The organism is Deinococcus terrestris, assembly GCF_009377345.1.
Taxonomy (GTDB): Bacteria; Deinococcota; Deinococci; order Deinococcales; family Deinococcaceae; genus Deinococcus; species Deinococcus terrestris.
The window spans coordinates 14,871-37,189 of the sequence record NZ_WBSL01000017.1; the positions used below are offsets into that span (position 1 = coordinate 14,871).

A 22,319-nucleotide genomic window follows, 5' to 3' on the forward strand; every position below is an offset into this window, starting at 1 on the left:
GCAAGCTGTAAGCGTTCATGCAGGTGTGCCCAGAGGTGAAGCCCCGCTTCAGGTGAGTGTGGGACCCCCCACACCCGCGCCCATTGCGGGGGCGTCTGCTGGGGCATGACGACACCCGACAGCCCCGCCGCCCGGCTGGAAGCCCGCCTGTTCCGGGTGCTGACCTCCGCCCACAGCAGTCCCGACGCCGACGCGCTGGTGGGGCGCCGGGCAGCCATCACCTTCCAGATCACGGACCCCGACGTGACGGTCCGGGTGAGTGGCCGCGACGGAACGCAGGCCGTGGTCACCACCGGCGAGGCGGCGCGGGAGGAGGACAGCGACCTCACCTTCGGCCTGAGTGCGCGGGTGGCCCACGAGCTGTGGGTGGGAAACCTCAACCCCGCCGCCGCCGTGCTCTCCGGCCAGATGACGATGCGCGGTCCGCTGACCCTCGCGCTGGCGCTGGCCCCCGGCATGCGGGCGATGCAGGCAGCGTACCGGGCGGCGGTGGAGGAGGACGGGGCGGCGGGGCGGGTCAGTACCCCCGGTGCGTGACCCGCGCTCCCTGCCCCTCCAGCCAGCCCGTCAGCACGCCCACCGCCGCCTTCACGCCGGGCGTGACCACCGGGCCGCCGAACCGCGAGAGCCGGACGAGGTGCGAACCGTCCTCCCGCGCGGTGATGCCGACGAGCACCTCTTGGGTCAGTTCGCCCTCCACGACATGCGCGAGGGCCACCCAGCCGTCCTTGCCGAGGCTGGCGTAGAGGTCCAGCAGCACGACGGTCCAGCCGTCGGGGTTGTCGCGGGTCACGCCACCACGGGCGGTGTGCTTGGCGAACGCGGTCGGGGCGAAGTCGGCGGGCAGGGTCAGAATGGCGTGGGGCACGGCAGGGACATCCTCGGAGTCGGGAAAGCGGGCGGCGGTGGTGGGGAACTCGCTCGCCAGGGCGGAGGCCGGGAGCGTCGGCACGAAACGGGCGTGCCGGGGGTCCAGGCCGAGGTCGCGCCACTTGCGGGCGTATTTGGTTTCCAGCGCGGCGGGGGGCGGGGACTTGGTGAGGTGGACGGCCATCACGCCGCTGGCCTCGGCCTCGCGGCAGGCGAACTCGAAATACTCCTCGTGGTCGGTGGTCAGCAGCACGGCACCGCCCGGCTTCAGGCGGCTCGCGGCCAGCCGGAAGAAGGGCACGCGCAGCAACCGGTGCTCCTCGTGCCCCGCCTTGGGCCAGGGGTCGGGAAAGTTCACCACGATGGCGTCCAGGGCTCCCGGCGGCACCACCTCGCGGATCAGGGGGGTGGCGGGCAGGCGGGTCAGCACGGCATTGCCCAGTCCCGCCGCCCGCAGCCGCCGCTCGGCCTTGAGCAGCGACGTGCCACTGATCTCCACCCCGAGGTAATTGGGCGCCTCCGGGAAGCTCGCAGCGAAGTGCGGCCAGAAGCGCCCGTCACCGAAGCCGACCTCCAGAATCCAGGGGTGCTCCGGCGTGTCCGGGTACAACCGGACGGGGCGGTCGGGGAAGTGGAAGTCCGAGAAGTTAAAGATCATGCCTCCCCCTCCCCCATCAGCTCGGCGGCGAGGCGGGCGGCGTCCTCCAGCACGCTGCGGTAGGTGTGGTCGCCCGGCGTGCAGCGGCCCAGGGCGTAGAGGTGGTCGAAGCGGGTCACCCGGAAGCCTTCCAACTCTGCGGGCGCGGGGGTCAGGAAGCGCACCGAGTAGGGCGGCGCCCCGTCCACCCCGGCCGCTTCCTGCTCGGCCCCGATCAGCCACACGCCCGAGCAGGCGAGGTCGTCAGCCAGGAAGTCGTAGGCGACCTCGGACAGCCGTCCGGCCTCCTCCATCGTGTCGCCGATCAGGAGGCGGCCCTTCAGGAACGCGCCCACCGCGAGCACCCCCCGGCGGGCGTGCAGGGCGGGGCCTTCCCAGGTGGACAGGGTGAGCCGTTCGCCTTCCTCCTCCAGCCCGGTCACGGTGCTTTGCAGCAGGTGGATGCCGGGGGTGGCCTCCACCTCGGCCTTGAGGAGGCGGTGGAAGGTCCAGCCGTCGGTGTCGGGGGCCATGCGGGTGGCGACCCCGGCGAACAGGCTGCCCTCGGGAAAGTCCGCGCCGTCTACCGTCGGGCCGTACAGGTTGCCGAGGTGGTCCAGGGCCTGGGTGACGAGGAGCACGTCCTGCCCGGCGCGGGCCAGCCGCCACGCGAGTTCGGTCCCGGCGAGGCCCGCGCCGATCACGGCCACATCGTAGAGGTGCCCCGGCTGCGGCAGGCTGCGGGGAGAAAGGGGACCAGACATCGGGACGAAGTGTAGGGCATCGGGGCGTCCCTTCTCCCCTTCCCCACCGTCCCTTCACACGGTCAGCCCGCCTACCGTCGGCGGCGGCGCAGGCCCCCTAGCGTGGACGGCATGACTCAGATGGGAGAGCAGGGCGGCAGGGTCCTCACGCGCAGTGAAGCGACCGCACACGGCGGGCGCAACGGCTACATCGAGACGCCAGACCACCACCTCGGCGTCAAGTTCAGCGTGCCGCAGGAACTCGGCGGGGACGGCGGCGTGGGCACCAACCCCGAGCAACTGTTCGCCGCCGCCTACGCCGCGTCCTTCCAGAGCGCCATCGGCATGGTCGCCCGGCGCGACGGGATCACCTTCGGGACCTCGCAGGTGACCGGGGTGGTGGGCCTGCGCCGCGAGGACGACGCGGACCCCAGCTATCACCTCGACGTGGAGCTTCGCGTCCTGCTGCCGGGCCTGAGCCGCGAGCAGGCCGAGCGGATGGTGCAGGAGGCGAAGGCCCTGTGCCCCTACTGCCGCGCCCTGGGTGAGTCGGTGGGCGTGCGACTGACGGTGGTGGACGAGGAAGCGGGGGGGTAGAGCGACCCCTCACCCTGCTGCTGCGCAGCGCCCCTCTCCCAGGGGAGAGGAGTGAAACTCTTTTGACTCGGCCTGGGTCCCGAACCGCTCAGCGGTCGGTCGTCGCCGTGTACGTGCCGTCCGCGTTCGCCGTGAAGGTCACCGTGCCCTGACGGTCGGTTCGGTAGACGCGGGCGCCGGTCTCGCGGTAGAGGTTCAGGGCCGTCTGGGTCGGGTGCCCGTAGTTGTTCTCCCCCACGCCGATCACCACGTTCTCGGGTCGCACGGTGGCGAGCCAGGCCGGATGATCGCCATTGGCCGCGCCGTGGTGAATGCTCTTGTAAAGCTGGAAGGGACCCTTGATCTCGGGTCGGTCCTGCTCCAGCCACGCCTCGGTCTCGGGCTTCTCGCTGTCGCCGGTCAGCAGGGCGCGGAACTCCCCGAACTCGATCCGCACGCCCACGCTGTTCTCGTTCTGGTCGTCGCCCATGCCTGGAGGCGGGGCGATGACCCGGACCCGCACGCTGCCGAGGTTCACGACCTGCTTGTTCGCCTTCTGGAAGGTGGTCCCGGCCTCCTCCAGCGCGTTCACCAGCCGCTCCCAGGTCTGGGTGGTCCCGGCAATGCCATTGTTAATGAACAGGGTCGGTTTGGCCCGCTGCGCCGCCGGAACCAGCCCCGCGATGTGGTCAGCGTCGGCGTGGCTGGCGACCATCAGGTCGATCTTGTCCACCCCGTAGGTTTCCAGGTGCCCGCGCATCCGCTCGCTGCTGCGGCCCCCGTCGTAAAGCAGGGTCTTGCCTTCGGGACTGCGGACGAGGATGGCGTCGCCCTGCCCCACGTCCAGAAAGCGGATGACCATCTGCCCGCTAGGAGTCTGGGTCTCGGTCTCCCCGTCCCCACTGCCCCCGCTGAGCACTTCCTTGCCCGCGCAGGCGGCCAGCCCAGCGGTCAGCAGCAGCACGAACAGCCCCAGCAGGTCGGACGGTCCCGGCCCGCCCCGGCGCTTGCCCTTCGCTTTGGGGGCGGGTTTGCGGGTGGGGGCCTTTTTCGCGCGGGCGGGAGCCTTGCGGGAGGGGGCCGCTTTTCCCTTGGGGGTCGGTCGGGCGCTCACAGGTTGATCTCCTCTTCCCCGCCCTCGGCGTTCAGGGTCTCCAGTCGGTGCTGGGCGGCGCGGCGGCGGGCGGCAGTTTCGTCGGGCAGGAGGTGCAAGGTCACGCCGTCTGGCCCCTCTATCACCGCGAGCAGGTCCCCCTCACGCACCCCGGCGGGCAGGGCGTGCAGGGGCACGTCAAAAGTCAAGCCGCCTTCCCGTTCCACCCGTGCAAGGCGTCCCCGTGGACTGTCCTCAATGGCGTCCACTGTCCAGCGTTCCGGCCCGTCGTTCACGCCCCCAGCGTAGCGCGGCGGGCCACTTCTGCCCAGAGCGCACTCGGCCCGGCCATCTCCTCCCCTGTCACACTGCTCCCATGCGCCACGACGTGACCCTGCAAGGCGGCAACCTGACCCTGCGGCCCCTGACGGAGGGGGACATCCCCGCCCTGTGTGCCCTGGCCGAGTCCTGCGCGGACGAGTTGCGGCTGATGGGGTCGCCGCCGTCCAGCCCGGCCTACTACGCGGCGGCGCTGGAGGCCGAAGACGCCCTGCCCTTCGTGGTCGAGGTGGGCAGCGAACTGGCCGGAAGCACCCGCTACGGGGACATTCGCGCGGCGCACGCGGGCCTGGAAATTGGCTGGACGTGGCTGCATCCCCGCTGGCACGGCACAGGCGTCAACCGCCGGATGAAACGGCTGCTGCTCGCGCACGCCTTTGAGCAGATGGGGATGGAGCGTGTGCAGCTCAAGACCGATATCCGCAATGTCCGCTCCCAGCGGGCCATAGAGGGACTGGGGGCCGTGCGCGAGGGCGTCCTGCGCTCGCACCTGCGGCGGCCCGACGGGACCATGCGCGACACGGTGATGTATTCGGTGGTGCGGGCGGAGTGGCCGGACGTGCGGGCGCGGCTAGCAGAAATGGCCTAACCTCCCGCCCCTTCCCTACCCGGCGGGGCATAGTGGGGGCGCAACCTCAACCCATATTCCGGCCCTCCCCACGCGGACGGCCCCAGGAGACTCCATGCTCGATCAGGCCCTTGTCGCCGAAGTGCTGACCCTCGCCCGCGCGGGTGGGGCGGACTTCTCGGAACTCTTTGTGGAAGACAGCGTGAACACCAACCTCCGGCTGCACCAGGGGGAGGTGAAGGACGCGGGCGGCGGCAACCTGTTCGGCGCCGGGCTGCGGCTGCTGTACGGCACGCGGGTGGTGTACGCCTACACCAACGACGTGACCCCGGCGGGCCTGCGTGACCTCGCGGGTCAGGTGGCGCGGGCACGCGGCGCGGCGGGCGAGACGGACGCCGTGGGCGCGGGTGGCCTGGACTTCCGGCGGGTGGACGCGCCGCCCCTGTACGTGGCGCGGCAGCATCCCCTGCACGCGGCGGGCCGCGACAAGCTCGCGCTGATGCGCCGGGCACACGGCGGCGCGGCGGGCGTGGGCGACGTGAAGACGGTGGACGTGAACTACCTCGACCGGGTGCAGCGCGTTCTGGTCGCCAACTCGGAGGGGCTGTGGGCCGAAGACGAGCGCGTCTGGACCCGCCTGTCTGTCACCGCCATCGCGCAGGACGGCACCCTGCGTCAGACCGGCTTCTACGGCCCCGGCGCCGGGCAGGGGCTGGAGTTCTTCGATGACCTGGCCCCCGAGTCCATCGGCGCGGAGGCCGCCCGCATCGCCAACGCCATGCTGCGGGCCGGGTACGCCCCCGCTGGGAAGCTGCCCGTCGTGATTGGCAACGAGTTCGGCGGCGTGATCTTCCACGAGGCCTGCGGGCACATCCTGGAGACGACGGCGGTGGAAAAGAACGCCAGCGTCTTCGCGGACAAGCTGGGCGAGAGGATCGCCCACGAGTCGGTCAGCGCCATCGACGACGGCACCATTCCCGGCTCGTGGGGCATGGTCACGGTGGACGACGAGGGCATGAAGGGTGAGCGCACGGTCCTGATCGAGAACGGGGTCCTGAAGTCCTTCATGGTGGACCGGGTGGGCAGCATGAAGACGGGGTATGCCCGCACCGGCAGCGGGCGGCGGCAGAACTACACCTTCGCCCCGGCCAGCCGGATGCGCTCGACCTTTATCGACAACGGGCAGGAGACGCCCGAAAGCCTGATCGGGCAGGTTTCGCACGGCATCTACGCCCGGCGGATGGGCGGCGGCAGCGTGACGCCCGGCACCGGGGACTACAACTTTGCGGTGAACGAGGCGTACATGATCCGGGACGGCGAGATCGCCGAGCCGCTCAAGGGCGCGTCGCTCGTCGGGAACGGGGCACAGGACCTCCGCCACATCGTGGGCGTGGCGGGCGACCTCGCGCTGGGCCAGGGTATGTGCGGCAGCATCTCGGGGTCCCTGCCGACCGACGTGGGACAGCCGCACATCCTGATTTCGGAAATCACCGTGGGAGGCCGCGTATGACCGCAACGAGTGAACAGCAACTCTCCCTCCCCGACGCCCGCGCCTACCTGCTGGAGCGTGCCCGTGAGCGCGGCGTGACGCTGGAGGTCTACGGACAGCGCACGAACGCGACGAGCATCCGCGCCTTTGACGGCGACGTGAGCGAGTTCAAGCTCTCGGCGCGGCAGGGAGTGGCGTTGCGGGCGGTGGTGCGCGGGGCGTGGGGCCACTCGTTTAGCGAGAACCTGTCGCGGCCCGCGCTGGACCGGGCGCTCGACATGGCGGTTCAGAACGCCGAACTCGTCGCCCCGGAGCCGGGCGCGGGCCTCCAGAACTGGCCGCCGCCCCCCGCGCTGGACCTGTACGGCGAGGGCCTCAGCGGGGTCACGGTGGAGCAGAAAGTGGGCGTGGCGCTGGACCTGGAACGCGCCGCGCGGGAAGCCGACCCCCGCGTCACCAGCGTGCCCTACGGCGGCTATCAGGACGGCGACGTGTACGGCACCGTCGCCAACACCGAGGGGCTGGAGCGCGAGGACCGCCAGCTCTACGCGATGAACATGATCGCGCCGCTGGTGAGCGAGAACGGCCAGAACAAGATGGGCCGCGACTGGCAGTTCACCCGCGAGTTCACCGAACTGGACCCCACCCGCACGGCGATCTCGGCGGTGGAGGACGCGATGGCCCTGCTGGGCGCCAAACCCGCGCCCAGCGGCACCTTCCCGGCCCTGATCTCCGGGGACTGCCTCGCGCAGTTGCTGATGCTGTACTCCGGCATGTTCAGCGGCAAGATGGTGGAGGAAGGCAAGAGCCCGCTCGCCGGGCGGCTGGGCGAGCAGATCGCCTCGCCCCTCGTCACGCTGGTGGACGACGCCACCCTGCCGCGCGGCCTGAGCTCGCGGGCCTTTGACGCCGAGGGCTGCCCGAGTGCGCCCCTCACGCTGATTGAGGCGGGGCGGCTGACCGCTTTCCTGCACAACGCGCAGACCGCCGCCCGCGCGGGGACGCAGAGCACCGGGCACGCGGCGCGGCAGGGCCTTCAGGGCACGGTGGGCGTCGCGCCCAGCAACCTCGTGCTTCAGCCGGGCGGGACGGACGCGGCGGCCCTCGCCTCCGGCCTGACCGGGCTGCGGCTGACCGGCGTGTCGGGCGGGCACGCGGGCGCCAATCCCATCACCGGGGACTTCTCCCTCCAGGCCGAGGGCTTCTGGCTGGAGGGGGGCGAGGTCGCGCACCCGCTGGAGGTGTTCACGGTGGCGGGGAACATCCTTGACCTGCTCGCGGGCATAGAGGCCGTCGGGAACGAACTGGAAGACACTATGTACGGGGTAAGCGCTCCGGCCGTGCGTGTCTCGGGGCTGGCGGTGGGCGGCAGTTGAGCGGCTGGCGGGATTGGGCGGGCAGCCCACAGGATCTCGCCGCGCTCGCCCGGCTGACCTCTGCGCAGTATCCCGACGCACCGATCACCGCCGAAGGCATTGCCCGTCATCTGAAACAGACCGATTCACAGCGGCCATTTCTGGTGCGGTTCGCTGTGCAGGAGGGGCGGGAGGTTGCCTTCGTGGAGTCCTATCCGCTGAAGAATGGAACCTTTCTACTGGAGCTCGCCGCTCCTGGGCGGCCCGACCTGGGTGCGGCGCTCCTGACCCACGCGCACGGCTGGGCGCAGCAGCGTGGGGCGCAGGCGTGGGAGATCTCTGTCCGGACCGGGGACGGACGCTTGGAGTGGCTGACGGCGCAGGGCTTTTCTGTCCAGGGCGGCGCGGACGGGTGGAAGTGGGCGGAGCCGGGTCAAGCCGCTCTGCCGCCGGGGGTCAGGGCCGAACCGGTGGGAGATGACCCTGGGCGCCAGGACAAGCTCCGGCACGCCATCAACGCCGGACGGCAGGAGCTGGGCCTTCCCCCCTTTGATGAGCGGGGCTTTACCGAGAACGTTCTGGAATACGGCGTGTTGCGCCCCGACCTGCTGTGGCTGGCCCTGACCCGGACAGACGAGGTCATCGGCGCGGCCACCTTGCATGTCTGGGAGGCCGGGGCGCACGCCGAGGCTCTGTGGCTCAGCGTCTCACCTGGCTGGTGGCGACGCGGGTTGGGATCGGGACTGCTGGCCTATGCCGCCTCTGACGCCGCCCGGAGCGGCATCCCGCTGGTCAGCGCCAATTCCGGCCACAGCCAAGGTCATCTCATCCCGCTGTTGCAACGGGCGGGGTTCACGCCTTCAGGCGGCTGGCTGACCCTGCGGCAGTCCGTCGCCCCGTGATGGCGGTGCGAACGCCTCTCCAACTCCAGCTTGCCTGCGGGGGTCCGTTCCCTGACTGAGAACGGACCCCCCTCGCATTTTCTGCCCTCCGGGACACTTCCCTCCCCCGCCCCGGCGTAGACTCCACTCATGAAGTGGCTGCGCGACCAGAGCCTCGCTACAGTAGTGGAGAAGGTGGAAGCGGGCGAGCGCCTCTCCTTTGACGAGGGGCTGCGGCTCTACCACACCCGTGACCTCAATGCGCTGATGCGGCTGGCAAACCTGCAAAAGGAGCGGCTGCACGGCGACAAGGTCTATTTCGTGCATTCCATGCGGCTGGAGTTCACCAACATCTGCTACGTGGGCTGCACCTTCTGCGCCTTCGCCGCCCGCAAGGGCGAGGAGCGGGCCTGGGACTACTCGCCCGAGGAAGTCGCCGCGCAGGTCCGCCGCCGTTATCTGCCCGGCATCACCGAACTGCACATGAGCAGCGGGCACCACCCCAATCACCCGTGGGACTACTACCCCGAGATGGTGCGCCAGCTTCGGCAGAACTTCCCCGACCTCCAGGTCAAGGCGTTTACGGCGGCCGAGATCGAGCACCTCGCCAAGATCAGCAAGAAGCCCACCCTGGAAGTGCTGCGCGAGCTTCAGGCGGCGGGCCTCGCGGCGATGCCGGGGGGCGGCGCGGAGATTTTCGCCGACCGGGTGCGGCGGCAGGTCGCCAAGAACAAGGTCAAGGCCGAGAAGTGGCTGCAAATCCACCGCGAGGCCCACTCGCTGGGCATGCGGACAAACGCGACCATGCTCTACGGCCACATCGAGACGCTGGAGGAGCGGCTGGACCACATGCACCGCCTGCGGGAGTTGCAGGACGAGACGGGCGGCTTCCACGCCTTTATCCCGCTCGCTTTCCAGCCGCTGGGGAACACGCTCGCGCAGAACCTCGGCAAGACCGACTTCACGACCGGGCTGGACGACCTGCGGAACCTCGCGGTGGCCCGCATCTACCTCGACAATTTCCCGCACATCAAGGGCTACTGGGTGATGATCGGCTCGGAGCTGACGCAGGTGAGCCTGGACTGGGGCGTCTCTGACATCGACGGCACCATTCAGGAGGAGCACATCGCGCACGCGGCAGGGGCGACCTCCCCGATGGCGCTGTCGCAGGCGGGCATGGTGAAGATGATTCAGGATGCCGGGCGGGTGCCGGTGCTGCGCGACGCCTACTACCACGAACTGGAGACCTTCTCCCGTTCCGGCGCGGAGGCCGCCGACTAGGTGAAGCCCGGTGAGCGACCTCGACGCCGTGCTGAGGCTGGACGACGCCTGGAACGCCGCCTACCATCGCCGCGACCCGTCGGCGCTGGCAGAAATGCTCGCCGACGACTGGGTGGGCTTTTTCCCCGACGGGCGGGCGGTGTTCAGGGCCGAGTTGCTGGAGGGCATGCGCCAGAATCCCCCCGCCGCCCTGATGTTCGAGCGCCACGCAGCGCGGGTTCACGGGGATGCGGCCTTCACGCGCGGCACGCTGTATGCGAACGGCGTGCGGGTGCAGAGCTTTTTCCGGGTGTACGCCCGGCGGGAGGGGAAGTGGCGGGCGGTGGGCGTGCAGGTGGTGGCATGACATCCCTCCCCCCGTTGCTGACGTTTGACGCCCTCATTCGGAAGTTACGAGACATGCCCTGGCCGCAAGAGGTCTTCATCGTGGCTATAGATGGCTACCGGGGCAGTGGCAAACGCGCCTTGGCTGAACGGCTTTCCCTTGCGCTGGGTGCGCAAGTGCTGCATGGTGATGACTTCTACCGGTCCATGCCAGAGGAGCAGCGAGCAGGCCTGTCACCCGAGCAGGGTTATATGCAGTACCTCGAGTGGCAACGCCTGCGGGCCGAATTGACAACGGTCAGAAACGGCAGCAGTGGTTCTTTTCTGGCTTACGACTGGGCAGGCACTGGGCCACGACAGATTCATTTCTCCCCGGAGGGCTGGCTGATCGTGGAAGGTGTCTCCACCTTACGGCCGGAACTGCGGCATCTGTATGACCTGAAGGTGTACGTAGATACCCCAGAAGAACTGCGGCAGAGCCGACTGACCGCACGCAGCGGGAGCGCTGAATGGGTCAAGCGCTGGAAAGCTGCCGAAGACTGGTATCACGAACATCACCATCCCGCCCTGGCAGCCGATGTGGTGATTTCGGGAGTGAACGCATGACCTACCGCGCGGGATGGATTCACTACACCAACGTCGCCCCCATCCTTGACCCCCTCGTGCTGCCGCCGGGCGTCACGGCGATCACCGGGGTGCCCACCGAGATGAACTCGGCCCTGCTCTCGGGCCGGGTGGACATCGCCAACATCAGCGCGGTGGAGTTCATCCGGCACGCCGACCGTCTGGAGGCGCTGCCGGACTTCAGCGTGGCGGTCCTGGGCGCGGTGTACTCGGTCAACCTCTTTCATACCCGGCCGCTGGAGGACCTGCGGCGGGTCGCCCTGACCGCGCAGTCGTCCATGAGCGTGGCGCTGCTGGAAGTGCTGCTGCGGGAGCGCGGCCTCTCGCCCAGGCTGGAGCGGGCCGAGGGCGAGGCCGAGGAACTGCTGGCCTCCGGGTACGACGGCGTGCTGCGCATCGGAGACAGCGCCCTGCGCGAGTGGTACGGGGTGGCCGGGCCGCTCACACCTGAGCGCAGCATGACCGCGCTGCCCAACGCGGCGCGGGGGATCACCGTGACCGACCTCGCGCAGGAGTGGTTCGCGCTGACCGGGCACCCCTTCGTCTTTGCGGTGTGGGCGTATCGCAAGGAGAACCCGCCGCCCGCCGCCCTCTTACAGGCGATGCGGGAGGCGCGGCGCCAGGGGCTGGGGCACCTCGCGGACGTATCGGCGCGGCACGCGGCCAAGCTGGGGCTGCCGGAACGGGTGGTGCAGCACTACCTGTGGAACTTCCGCTACCACCTTGAAGCGCCCGACCGCCTGGGGCTGGCCGAGTTCGCGGCCCTCGCTGAGCCGGGGCACGCGCGGCTGAGCTTCGGGCCACGGCCGGGGGAACCCTCGGGGCTGGCCGCGCAGCCCTGAAGCGGGCATGAAGGGACGCCCCGGCCCCCACCGGGCCACGGCCTCACCCCTGGCCCCTACGCTGCCTCCATGACCGACATTCTCTGGGGACTGGGCGGCATGGCCGTGCTGCTGGGACTGGCGCTCCTGCTGAGTACGGATCGCCGCCGGGTGAACTGGCGCACCGTGCTGGGGGCCTTGGCCCTTCAGATCGCCTTCGCGCTGATCGTGCTGCGCTGGCCGCTGGGACGGCAGGCGCTCGACGCCGTGTCGCGGGGGGTGCAGGCCATCATCGGCAACGCGCAGGAGGGCATCAACTTCGTCTTCGGCAACCTCACGAACGGGGCGCTGGAGGGGGTGGGGTTCGTCTTCGCCTTTGGGGTGCTGCCGGTGATCGTGTTTTTCAGTGCGCTGATCGCGGTGCTCTATCACATCGGCGTGATGCAGGCGGTCGTGCGGGTGCTGGGCGGCGGCCTGAGCAAGCTGCTGGGCACCAGCCGGGGCGAGAGCCTGTCGGCCACCGCCAACATCTTCGTGGGGCAAACCGAGGCGCCGCTGGTCGTGCGGCCCTACATCGAGCGCATGACCCGCTCGGAGCTGTTCGCGGTGATGGTGGGCGGCCTGGCGAGCGTGGCGGGCAGCGTGCTGGTGGGCTATTCGCTGCTGGGGGTGCGGCTGGACTACCTGATCGCCGCCTCCTTCATGGCCGCTCCCGCTGGATTGCTGATGGCGAAACTGATGCTGCCGGAGAAGGACACGCCGCAGAACTACAAGGGCGAGGTGCCCGGCGACCCCGAGGGCGGCCCGGTGAACGCCATCGACGCGGCGGCGCGGGGCGCGAGTGATGGGCTGGGGCTGGCGCTGAACGTGGGGGCCATGCTGATCGCCTTTATCGGGCTGATCGCGCTGCTGAACACGCTGCTCGGGGCTCTGGGCGGCGTGTTCGGCTTTCCCGACCTCAGCGTGCAGCTGCTGCTGGGCTACCTCTTCGCGCCCCTCGCGTTCGTGATGGGCGTCCCCTGGGGTGAGGCGGCCACGGCGGGCAGCTTCATCGGGCAGAAACTCGTGACCAACGAGTTCGTCGCCTTCGTCGAGTTCGCCGACGCGCTGAAGGAAGGCGCCTTCTCGCCCAAGGTGGAGGCCATCATCACCTTCGCCCTGTGCGGCTTCGCCAACCTCTCCAGCCTCGCCATCCTGCTGGGCGGCCTGGGCAGCCTCGCCCCCACGCGGCGCGGCGACATCGCCCAGCTCGGCCTGCGGGCGGTCGCGGCGGGCACGCTGGCGAACCTGCTGAGCGGCACGCTGGCGGGAATGCTGATCGGGTGAGGGAATACGGGGGGAACACCCCCTCCCTCATCCTGTTGCCTCGCAATGCCCCTCTCCCGTTGGGGAAGAGGGGCCAACTTCTGCCGCCGCAAACGCCGTCCTTTTCCTGTGTCCGCCGCTCTCAATATCCCCACCCAGCGCGTCCACGTCCCAGGCAGAAGAGCCGTTCGGCGCGTGGGCGCCCAAGCCTTTCCCCTGGAGAGAGGGGGTAAACCGCAATCAAGACCCCCTGCCCCTTACCCTGTCCCCATGCCCACCTCCCCCGACGCGACCTTCCGCGACCAAGTCCTCGCCCTCGTCGCCCGCATCCCCCCCGGCCGGGTGATGACCTACGGCCAGCTCGCCCTCCTCGCCGGACGTCCCGGTCCCGGCGGCGCCCGGCTCGCGGGGTTCGTGCTGGGCAGCCTTGCGGGAAGGGCGCAGAGTGGTGAAACCGACCTTCCCTGGCAGCGGGTCATCAACGCGCAGGGCAAGGTCAGCACCCACAAACTCGGCTTCGGGGACGTGCAGGAGCAGCTGCTGGAGGCCGAGGGCGTGACATTCGACGCCTCGGGCCGCTGCGACCTCGCCCGGTGGCAGTGGTGGCCGCCAGAGGACGGGCGGGACGCGGCGCCTGAACCGCTGCTCTAACCCCGACCGATTGCAGCCCCCGGAGCACAACGTCCCCCTGGCCCCGGCGTATTCTGGGGGCTATGAAGCGAACGAGGCGGCAGAGATGGGTGGCAGGCGACGTCCTGTCCTGGGTGCTGGGCGTGACGCTCGGCTTGATTCTGGGCATCGCACTCCTGATCGTGGCTCCCCGGCTGGGGCAGGCGCAGGGCGAGGCCAATGCGGGCGAAGAGGGCACCATCATCGCGCAGGGTGAGAACCAGACGGGCGCGGACGCGACCGGGTCCGAGTCCGAGGACGTGGCCTCGTCCGAGGGCACCAGCGAGGGACAGGCAGGCAGCGCGGGCAGCACGCAGGAAGGTGAAGCCGCCGCCGAGAGGCAGGGCGGCCAGAGCGCTGGAATGGGCACGAACAGCGGCGACGAGGCCGAGGAGGGCGTGACGAGTACCGAGCAGGGGGCACAGGCCGAGGCCGACACCGCTGCCGGGGAAACCAGCACTAACGAGGCCAACACCGACGCCGTGTCCACCACCGACCAGACCGGGGCCGGGGCCACTGTCGCGCCGCTGGGCACCGCCGAGGCCGACGAGGCCCGCGCCACCGGCGAGATCGGCTCCTCGACCGCGCAGAACACCGGCGAGGGCAACACCGCCGAGGAAGCCGTCACCGGCCAGCCCACCGACTCGGCGGGTGACACCGGCGCGGGGCAGACCATCTTCGCCAGCAACTGTGCGGGCTGCCACGGCGCGAACGGGCAGGGCGGCTTCGGCCCCAGCCTGGTCACGGCCGACGGCCCCAAGAGCTGGACGCTGGCGCAGTTCACGACCACCCTGCGCGAGGGCAAGACCCCCGAGCGCGAACTCGCGCCCACCATGCCCCGCTACTCGGAAGCGCAGATCAGCGACGCGCAGATCGTGGACCTGCACGCCTACATCAAGACCCTGAACTGAGCCTCCCAGCAGGAGCGCCGCCCCACTCTCACGGGGCGGCGCTTTGCCTTGTGGTCCTATTGTGGCACGGCCCACGCCCGCCGACGAGTCCATCCGGCCACGGTTGCCCCCGCCGGGGCTGCCTACACTCGGCGGGTGCGAAAACCCCCGGCGACCGGCCCCATCCCCACCTCCGAACTGCTCGCCGTGCTGCGCCGGGCGGTGCCCTCGCTGGTGCGGAGTGCGCCCGGCATCGTCTCGCTGATGGCGCTGATGGTGGTGCTGCAAGGCCTGCTGCCCGCCGCGACCGTCTTCCTCAGCAAGTGGACGGTGGACGGCATCACGGCGGTCGCGGGTGGCGGGGAGGCCAACCTGACCCTGCTCGCCGTGGCGTGGGCGGGCACGGCGCTGGTCGGGCAGCTTACGGCGGTAGGGCGGGCGGTGCTTCAGGGGTACGCGACCGACCACTTCACGGTGCAGACGGTCACGCAACTCATGCGCAAGATGCAGGCGCTGCCGGGGCTGGACGTGGTGGAAGACCCCCGCTTTCACGACGACGTGGAGACGCTCCAGACGGGCGCCCGCTTCCGGCCGCTCAACCTCACGGCGACGCTCCTGGGGCTGCTGCAAGCGGTGGTGGGCGTGGTCGGCGTGGCGGGGGCGCTCCTGACGGTGGGGTGGTGGGTGCCGCTCATCGTCGTGATCGGGATGATTCCGCTGGCCCGCACCCAGATCCGGCTGCGCGAGATGGGCTGGAGCCTCGCCATCCAGCGCACCCAGGAGGCCCGCGAACTCGCCTACGACCAGCGGGTCGCCCTGCGGCACGAGTACGCCAAGGAGGTTCGCCTCTACGACCTGATGCCCTACCTGACCGGGCGTTACGTGGACGGGGCGCTGGCCTACCAGCGGGTCATGCGCGGCATGCGCAACAAGCAGGTGCTGGGGCTGCTCCCCGCGCAGGTGCTCGCGCTGGCGGTCACGGCGGGCCTCTTCGCCTACGCGGTGGCGCAGGCGGGGGCCGGGCGGCTCACGGCGGGCACGGTCGTGCTGGTGATCGGGGCACTCTCGGGGGTGCGCGACAGCCTGGGCAGCGTGACCGAGTACCTCGGGATGGGGACCGAGCATCTCCGGTGGTTCCAGAAGTACTACGCCTTCCTGGACGCGAAACCCAGCGTGGCCTCGCCGCCGCAGCCCCGGCCCCTCCCCACCCGGCTGGACCTGCGGCTGGAGGACGTGAGCTTCGGTTACCGCGACCTCCCGCCTGTACTGGAGCACGTCTCGCTGCATGTCCCCGAAGGGCAGGTCGTCGCCATCGTGGGCGAGAACGGGGCGGGCAAGACCACGCTGGTCAAGCTGCTGCTGCGCTTCTACGACCCGACCTCGGGCCGGGTGCTGCTGGGCGCCCCCGGCGAGGAGGTGGACCTGCGCGACGTGGACCTCACCGCGTGGCGCTCGCAGGTGGCGGCGGTCTTTCAAGACTTCGCCCGCTTCGAGTGGACGGTGCGCGACAACGTACTGCTGGGGCGGCCCGAGGACGGGGAGAAGCTCTCGCAAACCGCCGATGCGAGCGGGCTGAGCGGCATCCTGCCCCGGCTCCCGGACGGGTTGAATACCCGCATCGGGCAGGCGTTCGGCGGGGTGGACCTCTCAGGCGGGCAGTGGCAGAAGCTGGCGACGGCGCGGGCGCTGTACCGGGATGCCCGCGTCCTAATTCTGGACGAGCCGACGGCAGCGCTGGACCCCCGCAGCGAGAGCGAGGTCTTTGCCGCCTTCGCGGCGCTGGCGCGAGGCCGCACCACCCTGCTCATCACCCACCGCCTCGGCAGCGTGCTGATGGCCGACCGGATTCTGGTCATGAAGGCTGGGCGGCTGATTGAGGACGGCACCCACGCCGAGCTGCTCGCGCAGGGCGGCGAATATGCCGAGCTGTGGCGCCTCCAGGCCGGGCAGTACACCGGGGAGGAGGCGGGGCGCCCGCAGCCGGACGCGGTGGGGGCAGACTGAGCGGGCAATAAAAAAGCCGCCTCTTCGGGCGGTGATAGAAATAAGATAGCGCGGTATGCAGGATTCGTCAACAGCAACCGGTGGAAGGGAGCGCCGCCGGGAGCCATCCTCCCCTCACTTCCCCCTGCTAGACTTCTCCACCTATGGCCCACCCAGCCTGAGCATCGGCGGCGGGCAGCGGCGCGACCTCTCCTGACGCCGGAGACGTTGCGACACCGAAAGGAGCGTCCATATGCAGAAAGTCGCCATCGTGGGCCGACCCAACGTCGGCAAATCCAGCCTGTTCAACCGCCTGATCGGGCGGCGCGAAGCCGTCGTCGCGGACTTTCCTGGCGTGACGCGCGACGCCAAAGAGGGGCTGATGCTCTACCACAACCACCGCATCACCCTGATCGACACGGGCGGGCTGTGGAGCGGGGACGAGTGGGAGCAGGCCATCCGCGAGAAAGCGGAATGGGCGATGGAGGGGGCGCAGGCCGTCATCTTCGTCCTTGACCCGCGCGAGGGCTTATCTGCCGCCGACTACGAGGTCGCGGACTGGCTGCGGCGACTGGGCAAGCCCGTGGTCGTGGTCGCCAACAAGATCGACAGCCCCAAGCACGAGGTTTACCTTGCCGAATTGTGGGGCCTGGGCTTCGGCGATCCGGTCGCCATCAGCGCGGAGCACGCCCGAGGCCTCGACGAGCTGCTCGACCGGGTGATGGCGCATCTCCCCGCCGACGACGAGGACGTGCCGGAAATCGCCCCCATCCGCATCTCGCTGATCGGGCGGCCCAATGTGGGCAAGTCCAGCCTGCTGAACGCGATCACCCACACGGACCGGGCCATCGTGGCCGACCAGCCGGGCACCACCCGCGACTCGCTGGACGTGGAATGGGACTACGGCGGGCAGCGCTTCGTGCTGGTGGACACGGCAGGCATCCGCAGGAAGCCTGACACCGCCATCGAGGACTACGCGATTCAGCGGTCGCAGGCGGCCATCGAGCGCAGCGACCTGATCTGGCTCGTCGTGAACGCGACCGAGATCGGCGACCACGAACTCAAGCTCGCCAACCTCGCCTACGACAGCGGCAAACCCGTGATCGTGGTGGTGAACAAGTGGGACCTCGTGCCCGACGAGGAACTGAAGCGCACCGAAAAGGACCTCAACCAGAAGCTCCACCACATCTCCTACGCGCCGCGCGTGTACACGTCCGCCATCAACGACTACGGCATTCACGACATGCTGGCCGAGGCCATGAAGCTCTACGAGAAGTGGCAGAGCCGCATCCCGACCGCCGAACTCAATCGCTGGCTGGAGGTCTGGCAGATGCGCCAGGCCGTGCCCAACTTCGGCGGCAAGAAACTGAAGATGTACTTCATGACGCAGGTGGAAACGGCGCCCCCCACCTTCGCCATCTTCTGCAACCGCGCCGACTTCGTAACCCGCGCCTACGAGGGCTTCCTGCAAAACCGCATCCGCGAGGACCTGCAACTCGCCGGGATTCCGGTGCGCCTGAAGTGGAAGGAAAAGGGGCCGTACAAGCGCGGCAAGAAGGGCGAGGAAGCCGAGGCGTAGGCGGGCGGGCCGGGGACAATATCTCCGGCCCCCTTTCCTTGTATCAGCGCCCCGCCCCGTCGGTGGCCCGCAGCAGGAACCGGGCGAAGTCTGGGGGCAGGGAATGCTTCGCTGTGGGATTCGTCCAGAGGTGCGCGGCCAGAACTTGACCCTCGGCGGAGAGGGAACAGAGGGCCACGGCGCCCAGACGCTGACGGTGCCGCTGAAACTCGCGCACATCCTCGGGCCGCAGCCCAGAAGGAACCGGGCCGTCCAGCAGCCGCAGGGCGGCAGGTACCAGGGCCTCGCGGACAGCCCCCGGCGGCACGACGATGATCAGCAGGTTGGCCCCGCCGGGCGCACACTGCCCGATCTTGTCGCAGATGACCCGCGCCACCCGGCGAACGGCCCCTGTCCCCACCGGGTCGCCTTCCTCGTCCTCAGGAAGCCGCAGCCGGGTGACCTCGACCCGCAGCGAGGTATGTCCCTTAAAGATCACCTCGAAATCTGGCCCCCGCTGCCCGGCCGGGTGGGGCGGCTCGTACCCCACGGCGCAGCGCGGATCGGCCACCAGCAGGGCGGCGACCGCGAGTTCGGCCAGCAGGTCCCGCCCCTCGCCCTCCGAGGAAGCCAGGCGCACCTTTTTGCGGATTTTGGCCGCGTGCGCCTGGGCAAACTTCAGGAACGGAGGCGACGCCTGGCTCCAGCGCCGCAGGGCCGGGGCCAGCGGGTGGGCGGGGTCGGGGCAGAGGTCTGTCAGCAACTCGTCGAGGCGTCGGCCCACGGGTTTCCTCCCCGGCTAGCGGCGGCGTAGGGCGGTCACCAGCCAGACGGCCAGCCCGGCTCCCCCGACCCAGGCGAAGAACGACCTCACCACGCCGGGCGGCGCCGCGTCCGACATGGCGACCATGCTCAGCAGCAGCAGCGCGAGCAGCGCCGTGCAGAAGAACCTCAGGCCCGCCGAGGCCTCCCGCGCCGCCGCCCGGTTGCGCCCGGGCGAGCCGAGGTCGGGCATGTTGAGGACGCCGGTTCTCTCGCTCCACGAGAAGGTCAGGAAGACCAGCCCCATCAGCGGCGGCAGGAACAGCAGCCGCGCCTTGCTGCCCAGTGTGGGGGCTGAGTTCAGATTCATTCGCAGCGGCAGCACGTCCGGGAGGGTCGCCCAATGAAACGCCAGCCAGGACAGGGTCCCCAGCAGCACGGCCAGCGCCGCGCCCCCGGCGACCCGCCGGAACCGGGAGACCCCGGCGCTCACCCCCCGGCCTCCTCACCCCTTTTCATCGCCTGCCGGTCCTCCCAGGCCAGGGCGGGCAGCAGGGCGAAACTGCCCGCGAACAGGGACGCGAGGGCGGCAGGCACCCGCACCGCCGTCTTGCCGTTCAGCACGAGGTACAGCGCCCCCAGGGTGCTCAGCACGCCGATGTCCATGAACATCACGCGGGCGAAGGGACTGCGGCGCAGCGTCTCCAGGGTGCCCAGGTCGCCGGGACGGCCCCGGCCCAGCACGGCGCTCAGCACCAGCATCACGAAGAGGGCGGCGTAAAGCTTCAGGCGCTCGGGACCGGGGGCGCGGTACTTTTCCAGGGCCGGGGGGAGGGTGGGCGGCGTCATGCCCCAGCGTAGCCCCAAGAGGGGCACATGTGCGCCGACCCATCGCCCCCTACGCTGGGGCCATGAGCCTCTTTTTGCGCCTGCTGCTCGGTGGTCTGCTCGTCTTCAGCCTCGCGGCGTGTGCGCCCGGTGGCGGCGACGACGACGATGACGCGGGCACCAGCATCTCTCAGCAAGACGATGACCGGGACGACGATGAGGGCGACGACGACTGAACGCCCCCCGAACCGGCCCCCGACCTCTGGACGCGGGGCCGGTCTGCTTGCTGCGCTTCCAGACCTCCGCTTACAGACAGTGCCCGGACCCACCCGGCACACTGACCCATGTCACCGACCACGGTTCGTGCGGCGCTGACCCTCGGCGCGGCCCTGCTCGCCTCGTGCGCCACGGCCCAGACCCCTCAGGTGCGCTTCGTCCCCTTTGCCAGCGGCCTGCGGCAGGCCACGACCATCACCCACGCGGGCGACGGGTCGGGGCGGCTGTACGTGACCCTTCAGGGGGGGCAGGTGCGGGTGATTCGCGGCGGGCAGCTTCAGGCCCAGCCTTTCCTCGACGTGAGCGGTCTGACCCGCGCGGGCGGCGAGCGCGGGCTGCTGGGGCTGGCCTTCGACCCCGGATACCGGACCAACCGCCGCTTCTACGTCCACTACACCGACCGCAACGGGGACACGGTGCTGGCCCGCTACACGGCCACCGCCGATTTCAGCCGGGGCGACCCGCAGAGTGCGCGGACCCTCTTTACCACCGAGCAGCCCTACGCCAACCACAACGGCGGGCAGCTCGCCTTCGGGCCGGACGGCTTCCTGTACCTGGGGCTGGGCGACGGCGGCTCGGGCGGCGATCCGCAGAACAACGGCCAGAAGCTCAGCACGCCGCTGGGCAAGCTGCTGCGCTTCGACGTGAGCGGGGACGCGGCCCGGCCCGCCGCCGGAAACCCGTTTGTGAACCGCAGCGGGGCCAACCCGTACATCTGGGCGTATGGGTTGCGCAACCCCTGGCGCTTTTCCTTCGACCGGCAGGGCGGCGACCTGATCATCGCGGACGTGGGGCAAAACGCGCTGGAGGAGATCAATCGCCAGCCGCGCAGCAGCCGGGGCGGGGAGAACTACGGCTGGAAGGTGCGCGAGGGCAACCGCTGCTTCGAGCCGTCCACGGGCTGCCGCACCCAGGGCCTCACCGAACCCGTCCTGGTGTACGGGCGCAACGAGGGCCAGAGCATCACGGGCGGCTACGTCTACCGGGGGAGCGCCGTCCCCGCGCTGAAGGGCCAGTACGTCTTCGGGGACTTCGGCACCGGGACGGTGTGGGCGTCGCGGCCCACGGGCAACACCTGGACCAAGACCACGCTGGGCCGCGTGGACAACCCCTCCACCTTCGGGGAGGACGAGGCGGGCGAGCTGTACGTGGCCGAGTACGGCAGCGGGCGCATCCTGAAGATGAGCCGCTGAGTCACGGGCAGCTCCTCACCTCCTCCACCCGGTAGCGCACGAGGCGGCGGCCGAGGTCCACGGTGAGGGTGTCCCCCACCCGGCGGCCGGGCAAGGCACGCCCCACCGGACTCTCGCTGCTGACGCGCGGGCGCTCGCCGGGCACCGCCGCCGCCTCGTGCGGGCCGACGAGCTGAAGGGTCAGGCGGCGGTTCGTGCCGAGGTCTAGCAGCGTGACCACCGAGCCGAGGTGAATAGCGTCGCCCGGCCCTCCTCCCGGTCTGATGGGCACTGCCCGCGCCAGCAGGTCTTCCAGCTCGTCCACGCGGGTCTGAAGCGCCAGCAGCCGCCCCTGAGCCTCGGGCAGTCCCTGGTTTTCCTGATCATTAGCCCCCATCTGCTCGCGCACGACGCGGCGGGTTTCTTCCAGCCGCTCCGTTTCCTGGGTCAGTTGCCGACGTAACCGGGCGAGGCCCTCGGGAGTCAGGGGGACAGGCTGGGGCATGGGGGCATGGTGCCCCGCCGCAGGTCCAGGGTGCGTGAATCCCGGCTTCATCCTGCCGCGCTGCCCTCCCGCCAGACTCCCCCCATGCGTGCCCAACGTTCTGCCCTCGTTCTCGCCAGTGCCCTGCTCGTGGCTGGTCCCGCGCAGCAGGCAGAGGCCACTGCCTGGGAGAAGGCCAAGTTCGTCTTTCACCTCGGCGCAGCCTACTACGCCTTCAATACCTGGGTCTGGCGACCCTACCGCGAGTACAAGTTCCAGGTCGGCGCTCCCAGCCAGCGGGCCAACATCGTCAAGGCGGGCGTGGCCCTGGCCTTTGCCGCCTATCAGGTCAACCTCGCCTACCGCATGACCCAGACCTCCAGCGACCCCTTCTTGCGGCGCATCGGCTCGCTGCTGCCGGGCTTTAACAAGTCTCTGAATGCGGTCGGCAACGACCTGAAACGGGGCCGCTTCAACGAGGCGGGCATTCAGGGCCTCAACCGTCAGGCGACGAATCTGCTGAACACGGCCGAGCGGCAGGGGCAGCCGATTCGCCCGGTGGCGGTGCCGATTCCGGGGCTGTAAACGTTGAGAAGTGGGAGGCCGCTCTTCGGGGCGGCTTTTCCAGTTGGTAAGGCACTGTTCGCGGAAAGTCGCGTATCCTCTCTCTGGGGGTCAAAAGTCAGGTCAAGGCATGAGGAGTCGGCTCCAGTACGGTGTTTTCTGCGATGAAAGACACCCGGAGCCGACCCCCTCAGTCTAGCCTCACTGCCCTGCTCGCTGAGCACTTC

General features: G+C 69.9%; 26 protein-coding genes. 18 read left to right on the top strand and 8 right to left on the bottom strand.

What is annotated here, in order from left to right:
• Positions 1 to 105: 105 nt before the first annotated feature.
• Positions 106 to 537, top strand: coding sequence for an SCP2 sterol-binding domain-containing protein (locus F8S09_RS16165; protein WP_152872501.1), 432 nt, complete (start codon positions 106 to 108; stop codon positions 535 to 537).
• Here the strand turns inward: F8S09_RS16165 and trmB are convergent.
• On the bottom strand, positions 518 to 1,528 hold the full coding sequence (gene trmB, locus F8S09_RS16170) for a tRNA (guanine(46)-N(7))-methyltransferase TrmB (RefSeq protein WP_152872502.1): 1,011 nt from the start codon (positions 1,526 to 1,528) through the stop codon (positions 518 to 520). The genes F8S09_RS16165 and trmB overlap by 20 nt on opposite strands.
• Positions 1,525 to 2,271 carry an FAD-dependent oxidoreductase gene (locus F8S09_RS16175; protein WP_152872503.1) on the bottom strand — a complete coding sequence of 249 codons (747 nt, stop codon included), beginning with the start codon at positions 2,269 to 2,271 and terminating at the stop codon, positions 1,525 to 1,527. The genes trmB and F8S09_RS16175 overlap by 4 nt, the downstream gene beginning before the upstream one ends.
• 111 nt (positions 2,272 to 2,382) lie before the next feature.
• Between F8S09_RS16175 and F8S09_RS16180 the strand changes: the two genes are divergently transcribed.
• Positions 2,383 to 2,847, top strand: a complete 465-nt coding sequence (locus F8S09_RS16180) for an Ohr family peroxiredoxin (protein ID WP_152872504.1) — start codon at positions 2,383 to 2,385, stop codon at positions 2,845 to 2,847.
• An 88-nt stretch (positions 2,848 to 2,935) separates the two neighbouring features.
• On the opposite strand, the gene F8S09_RS16185 is transcribed toward F8S09_RS16180, so the two are convergent.
• Together F8S09_RS16185 and F8S09_RS16190 are read right to left on the bottom strand one after the other, a co-directional pair.
• The gene (locus F8S09_RS16185) at positions 2,936 to 3,940 is read right to left on the bottom strand and encodes a ComEC/Rec2 family competence protein (RefSeq protein ID WP_322618879.1); all 1,005 of its coding nucleotides are present in this window, start codon (positions 3,938 to 3,940) and stop codon (positions 2,936 to 2,938) included.
• Positions 3,937 to 4,215, bottom strand: a complete 279-nt coding sequence (locus tag F8S09_RS16190) for a DUF3006 domain-containing protein (protein WP_322618880.1) — start codon at positions 4,213 to 4,215, stop codon at positions 3,937 to 3,939. Before F8S09_RS16190 ends, F8S09_RS16185 begins: the two co-directional genes overlap by 4 nt.
• Before the next feature lie 80 nt (positions 4,216 to 4,295).
• On the opposite strand from F8S09_RS16190, the gene F8S09_RS16195 reads away from it, so the two are divergent.
• The 13 genes from F8S09_RS16195 (at position 4,296) to der (ending at position 18,027) form a co-directional block, all read left to right on the top strand.
• The gene (locus tag F8S09_RS16195) at positions 4,296 to 4,847 is read left to right on the top strand and encodes a GNAT family N-acetyltransferase (RefSeq protein ID WP_152872506.1); all 552 of its coding nucleotides are present in this window, start codon (positions 4,296 to 4,298) and stop codon (positions 4,845 to 4,847) included.
• A gap of 94 nt (positions 4,848 to 4,941) precedes the next feature.
• On the top strand, positions 4,942 to 6,336 hold the full coding sequence (locus F8S09_RS16200) for a TldD/PmbA family protein (protein WP_152872507.1): 1,395 nt from the start codon (positions 4,942 to 4,944) through the stop codon (positions 6,334 to 6,336).
• Entirely contained in the window at positions 6,333 to 7,691 is a 1,359-nt protein-coding gene (locus tag F8S09_RS16205) for a TldD/PmbA family protein (protein ID WP_152872508.1), read from the top strand. Before F8S09_RS16200 ends, F8S09_RS16205 begins: the two co-directional genes overlap by 4 nt.
• Positions 7,688 to 8,572 (top strand): GNAT family N-acetyltransferase, encoded by an 885-nt coding sequence (locus tag F8S09_RS16210; protein ID WP_152872509.1) that lies wholly within the window; start codon positions 7,688 to 7,690, stop codon positions 8,570 to 8,572. Before F8S09_RS16205 ends, F8S09_RS16210 begins: the two co-directional genes overlap by 4 nt.
• Positions 8,573 to 8,701: 129 nt before the next feature.
• Positions 8,702 to 9,832 carry an aminofutalosine synthase MqnE gene (gene mqnE / locus F8S09_RS16215; protein ID WP_152872510.1) on the top strand — a complete coding sequence of 377 codons (1,131 nt, stop codon included), beginning with the start codon at positions 8,702 to 8,704 and terminating at the stop codon, positions 9,830 to 9,832.
• 10 nt (positions 9,833 to 9,842) lie between these two features.
• Positions 9,843 to 10,178, top strand: a complete 336-nt coding sequence (locus F8S09_RS16220; protein WP_322618881.1) for a nuclear transport factor 2 family protein — start codon at positions 9,843 to 9,845, stop codon at positions 10,176 to 10,178.
• The gene (locus F8S09_RS16225) at positions 10,175 to 10,762 is read left to right on the top strand and encodes a uridine kinase family protein (protein ID WP_152872511.1); all 588 of its coding nucleotides are present in this window, start codon (positions 10,175 to 10,177) and stop codon (positions 10,760 to 10,762) included. Before F8S09_RS16220 ends, F8S09_RS16225 begins: the two co-directional genes overlap by 4 nt.
• Positions 10,759 to 11,622 carry a menaquinone biosynthetic enzyme MqnA/MqnD family protein gene (locus F8S09_RS16230; RefSeq protein WP_152872512.1) on the top strand — a complete coding sequence of 288 codons (864 nt, stop codon included), beginning with the start codon at positions 10,759 to 10,761 and terminating at the stop codon, positions 11,620 to 11,622. Before F8S09_RS16225 ends, F8S09_RS16230 begins: the two co-directional genes overlap by 4 nt.
• Positions 11,623 to 11,691: 69 nt before the next feature.
• Positions 11,692 to 12,927, top strand: coding sequence for a NupC/NupG family nucleoside CNT transporter (locus tag F8S09_RS16235; protein ID WP_152872513.1), 1,236 nt, complete (start codon positions 11,692 to 11,694; stop codon positions 12,925 to 12,927).
• Positions 12,928 to 13,176: 249 nt separating this feature from the next.
• Positions 13,177 to 13,557: an MGMT family protein gene (locus tag F8S09_RS16240; protein WP_152872514.1), complete on the top strand. Its 381-nt coding sequence runs from the start codon at positions 13,177 to 13,179 to the stop codon at positions 13,555 to 13,557.
• Positions 13,558 to 13,619: 62 nt separating this feature from the next.
• Positions 13,620 to 14,486 (top strand): c-type cytochrome, encoded by an 867-nt coding sequence (locus F8S09_RS16245; protein ID WP_152872515.1) that lies wholly within the window; start codon positions 13,620 to 13,622, stop codon positions 14,484 to 14,486.
• A 135-nt stretch (positions 14,487 to 14,621) separates the two neighbouring features.
• Positions 14,622 to 16,469: an ABC transporter ATP-binding protein gene (locus tag F8S09_RS16250; protein WP_322618882.1), complete on the top strand. Its 1,848-nt coding sequence runs from the start codon at positions 14,622 to 14,624 to the stop codon at positions 16,467 to 16,469.
• Positions 16,470 to 16,701: 232 nt separating this feature from the next.
• Positions 16,702 to 18,027, top strand: coding sequence for a ribosome biogenesis GTPase Der (der, locus tag F8S09_RS16255; protein WP_152872516.1), 1,326 nt, complete (start codon positions 16,702 to 16,704; stop codon positions 18,025 to 18,027).
• A gap of 43 nt (positions 18,028 to 18,070) precedes the next feature.
• On the opposite strand, the gene F8S09_RS16260 is transcribed toward der, so the two are convergent.
• The 3 genes from F8S09_RS16260 to F8S09_RS16270 are packed head-to-tail and all read right to left on the bottom strand — an operon-like array spanning position 18,071 to position 19,617.
• On the bottom strand, positions 18,071 to 18,790 hold the full coding sequence (locus F8S09_RS16260) for a hypothetical protein (RefSeq protein ID WP_152872517.1): 720 nt from the start codon (positions 18,788 to 18,790) through the stop codon (positions 18,071 to 18,073).
• Between the two features lie 15 nt (positions 18,791 to 18,805).
• Entirely contained in the window at positions 18,806 to 19,261 is a 456-nt protein-coding gene (locus tag F8S09_RS16265) for a hypothetical protein (protein WP_152872518.1), read from the bottom strand.
• Positions 19,258 to 19,617 (bottom strand): hypothetical protein, encoded by a 360-nt coding sequence (locus F8S09_RS16270; protein WP_152872519.1) that lies wholly within the window; start codon positions 19,615 to 19,617, stop codon positions 19,258 to 19,260. The genes F8S09_RS16265 and F8S09_RS16270 overlap by 4 nt, the downstream gene beginning before the upstream one ends.
• Positions 19,618 to 19,679: 62 nt before the next feature.
• Here F8S09_RS16270 and F8S09_RS17790 point away from each other — a divergent pair, with 62 nt between their 5' ends.
• Complete coding sequence (locus F8S09_RS17790) at positions 19,680 to 19,832, top strand: hypothetical protein (protein ID WP_194165407.1); 153 nt, start codon at positions 19,680 to 19,682, stop codon at positions 19,830 to 19,832.
• A 108-nt stretch (positions 19,833 to 19,940) separates the two neighbouring features.
• Positions 19,941 to 21,065: a PQQ-dependent sugar dehydrogenase gene (locus F8S09_RS16275; protein WP_152872520.1), complete on the top strand. Its 1,125-nt coding sequence runs from the start codon at positions 19,941 to 19,943 to the stop codon at positions 21,063 to 21,065.
• Position 21,066: 1 nt separating this feature from the next.
• Here F8S09_RS16275 and F8S09_RS16280 read toward each other — a convergent pair whose 3' ends face one another.
• On the bottom strand, positions 21,067 to 21,549 hold the full coding sequence (locus tag F8S09_RS16280) for a GreA/GreB family elongation factor (protein ID WP_152872521.1): 483 nt from the start codon (positions 21,547 to 21,549) through the stop codon (positions 21,067 to 21,069).
• Between the two features lie 84 nt (positions 21,550 to 21,633).
• Here F8S09_RS16280 and F8S09_RS16285 point away from each other — a divergent pair, with 84 nt between their 5' ends.
• Positions 21,634 to 22,113 (top strand): hypothetical protein, encoded by a 480-nt coding sequence (locus tag F8S09_RS16285; RefSeq protein ID WP_152872522.1) that lies wholly within the window; start codon positions 21,634 to 21,636, stop codon positions 22,111 to 22,113.
• Positions 22,114 to 22,319: the final 206 nt, after the last annotated feature.

Bases quoted from the DNA above. Each gene is read 5' to 3' on its own strand.
- F8S09_RS17790 (WP_194165407.1), top strand. From the start codon at position 19,680: ATGAGCCTCTTTTTGCGCCTGCTGCTCGGTGGTCTGCTCGTCTTCAGC.
- F8S09_RS16270 (WP_152872519.1), bottom strand. From the start codon at position 19,617: ATGACGCCGCCCACCCTCCCCCCGGCCCTGGAAAAGTACCGCGCCCCC.
- F8S09_RS16285 (WP_152872522.1), top strand. From the start codon at position 21,634: ATGCGTGCCCAACGTTCTGCCCTCGTTCTCGCCAGTGCCCTGCTCGTG.
- F8S09_RS16225 (WP_152872511.1), top strand. From the start codon at position 10,175: ATGACATCCCTCCCCCCGTTGCTGACGTTTGACGCCCTCATTCGGAAG.
- F8S09_RS16230 (WP_152872512.1), top strand. From the start codon at position 10,759: ATGACCTACCGCGCGGGATGGATTCACTACACCAACGTCGCCCCCATC.
- F8S09_RS16240 (WP_152872514.1), top strand. From the start codon at position 13,177: ATGCCCACCTCCCCCGACGCGACCTTCCGCGACCAAGTCCTCGCCCTC.
- F8S09_RS16165 (WP_152872501.1), top strand. From the start codon at position 106: ATGACGACACCCGACAGCCCCGCCGCCCGGCTGGAAGCCCGCCTGTTC.
- F8S09_RS16200 (WP_152872507.1), top strand. From the start codon at position 4,942: ATGCTCGATCAGGCCCTTGTCGCCGAAGTGCTGACCCTCGCCCGCGCG.
- trmB (WP_152872502.1), bottom strand. From the start codon at position 1,528: ATGATCTTTAACTTCTCGGACTTCCACTTCCCCGACCGCCCCGTCCGG.
- F8S09_RS16205 (WP_152872508.1), top strand. From the start codon at position 6,333: ATGACCGCAACGAGTGAACAGCAACTCTCCCTCCCCGACGCCCGCGCC.
- F8S09_RS16195 (WP_152872506.1), top strand. From the start codon at position 4,296: ATGCGCCACGACGTGACCCTGCAAGGCGGCAACCTGACCCTGCGGCCC.
- der (WP_152872516.1), top strand. From the start codon at position 16,702: ATGCAGAAAGTCGCCATCGTGGGCCGACCCAACGTCGGCAAATCCAGC.
- mqnE (WP_152872510.1), top strand. From the start codon at position 8,702: ATGAAGTGGCTGCGCGACCAGAGCCTCGCTACAGTAGTGGAGAAGGTG.
- F8S09_RS16280 (WP_152872521.1), bottom strand. From the start codon at position 21,549: ATGCCCCAGCCTGTCCCCCTGACTCCCGAGGGCCTCGCCCGGTTACGT.
- F8S09_RS16275 (WP_152872520.1), top strand. From the start codon at position 19,941: ATGTCACCGACCACGGTTCGTGCGGCGCTGACCCTCGGCGCGGCCCTG.
- F8S09_RS16235 (WP_152872513.1), top strand. From the start codon at position 11,692: ATGACCGACATTCTCTGGGGACTGGGCGGCATGGCCGTGCTGCTGGGA.
- F8S09_RS16245 (WP_152872515.1), top strand. From the start codon at position 13,620: ATGAAGCGAACGAGGCGGCAGAGATGGGTGGCAGGCGACGTCCTGTCC.
- F8S09_RS16180 (WP_152872504.1), top strand. From the start codon at position 2,383: ATGACTCAGATGGGAGAGCAGGGCGGCAGGGTCCTCACGCGCAGTGAA.
- F8S09_RS16175 (WP_152872503.1), bottom strand. From the start codon at position 2,271: ATGTCTGGTCCCCTTTCTCCCCGCAGCCTGCCGCAGCCGGGGCACCTC.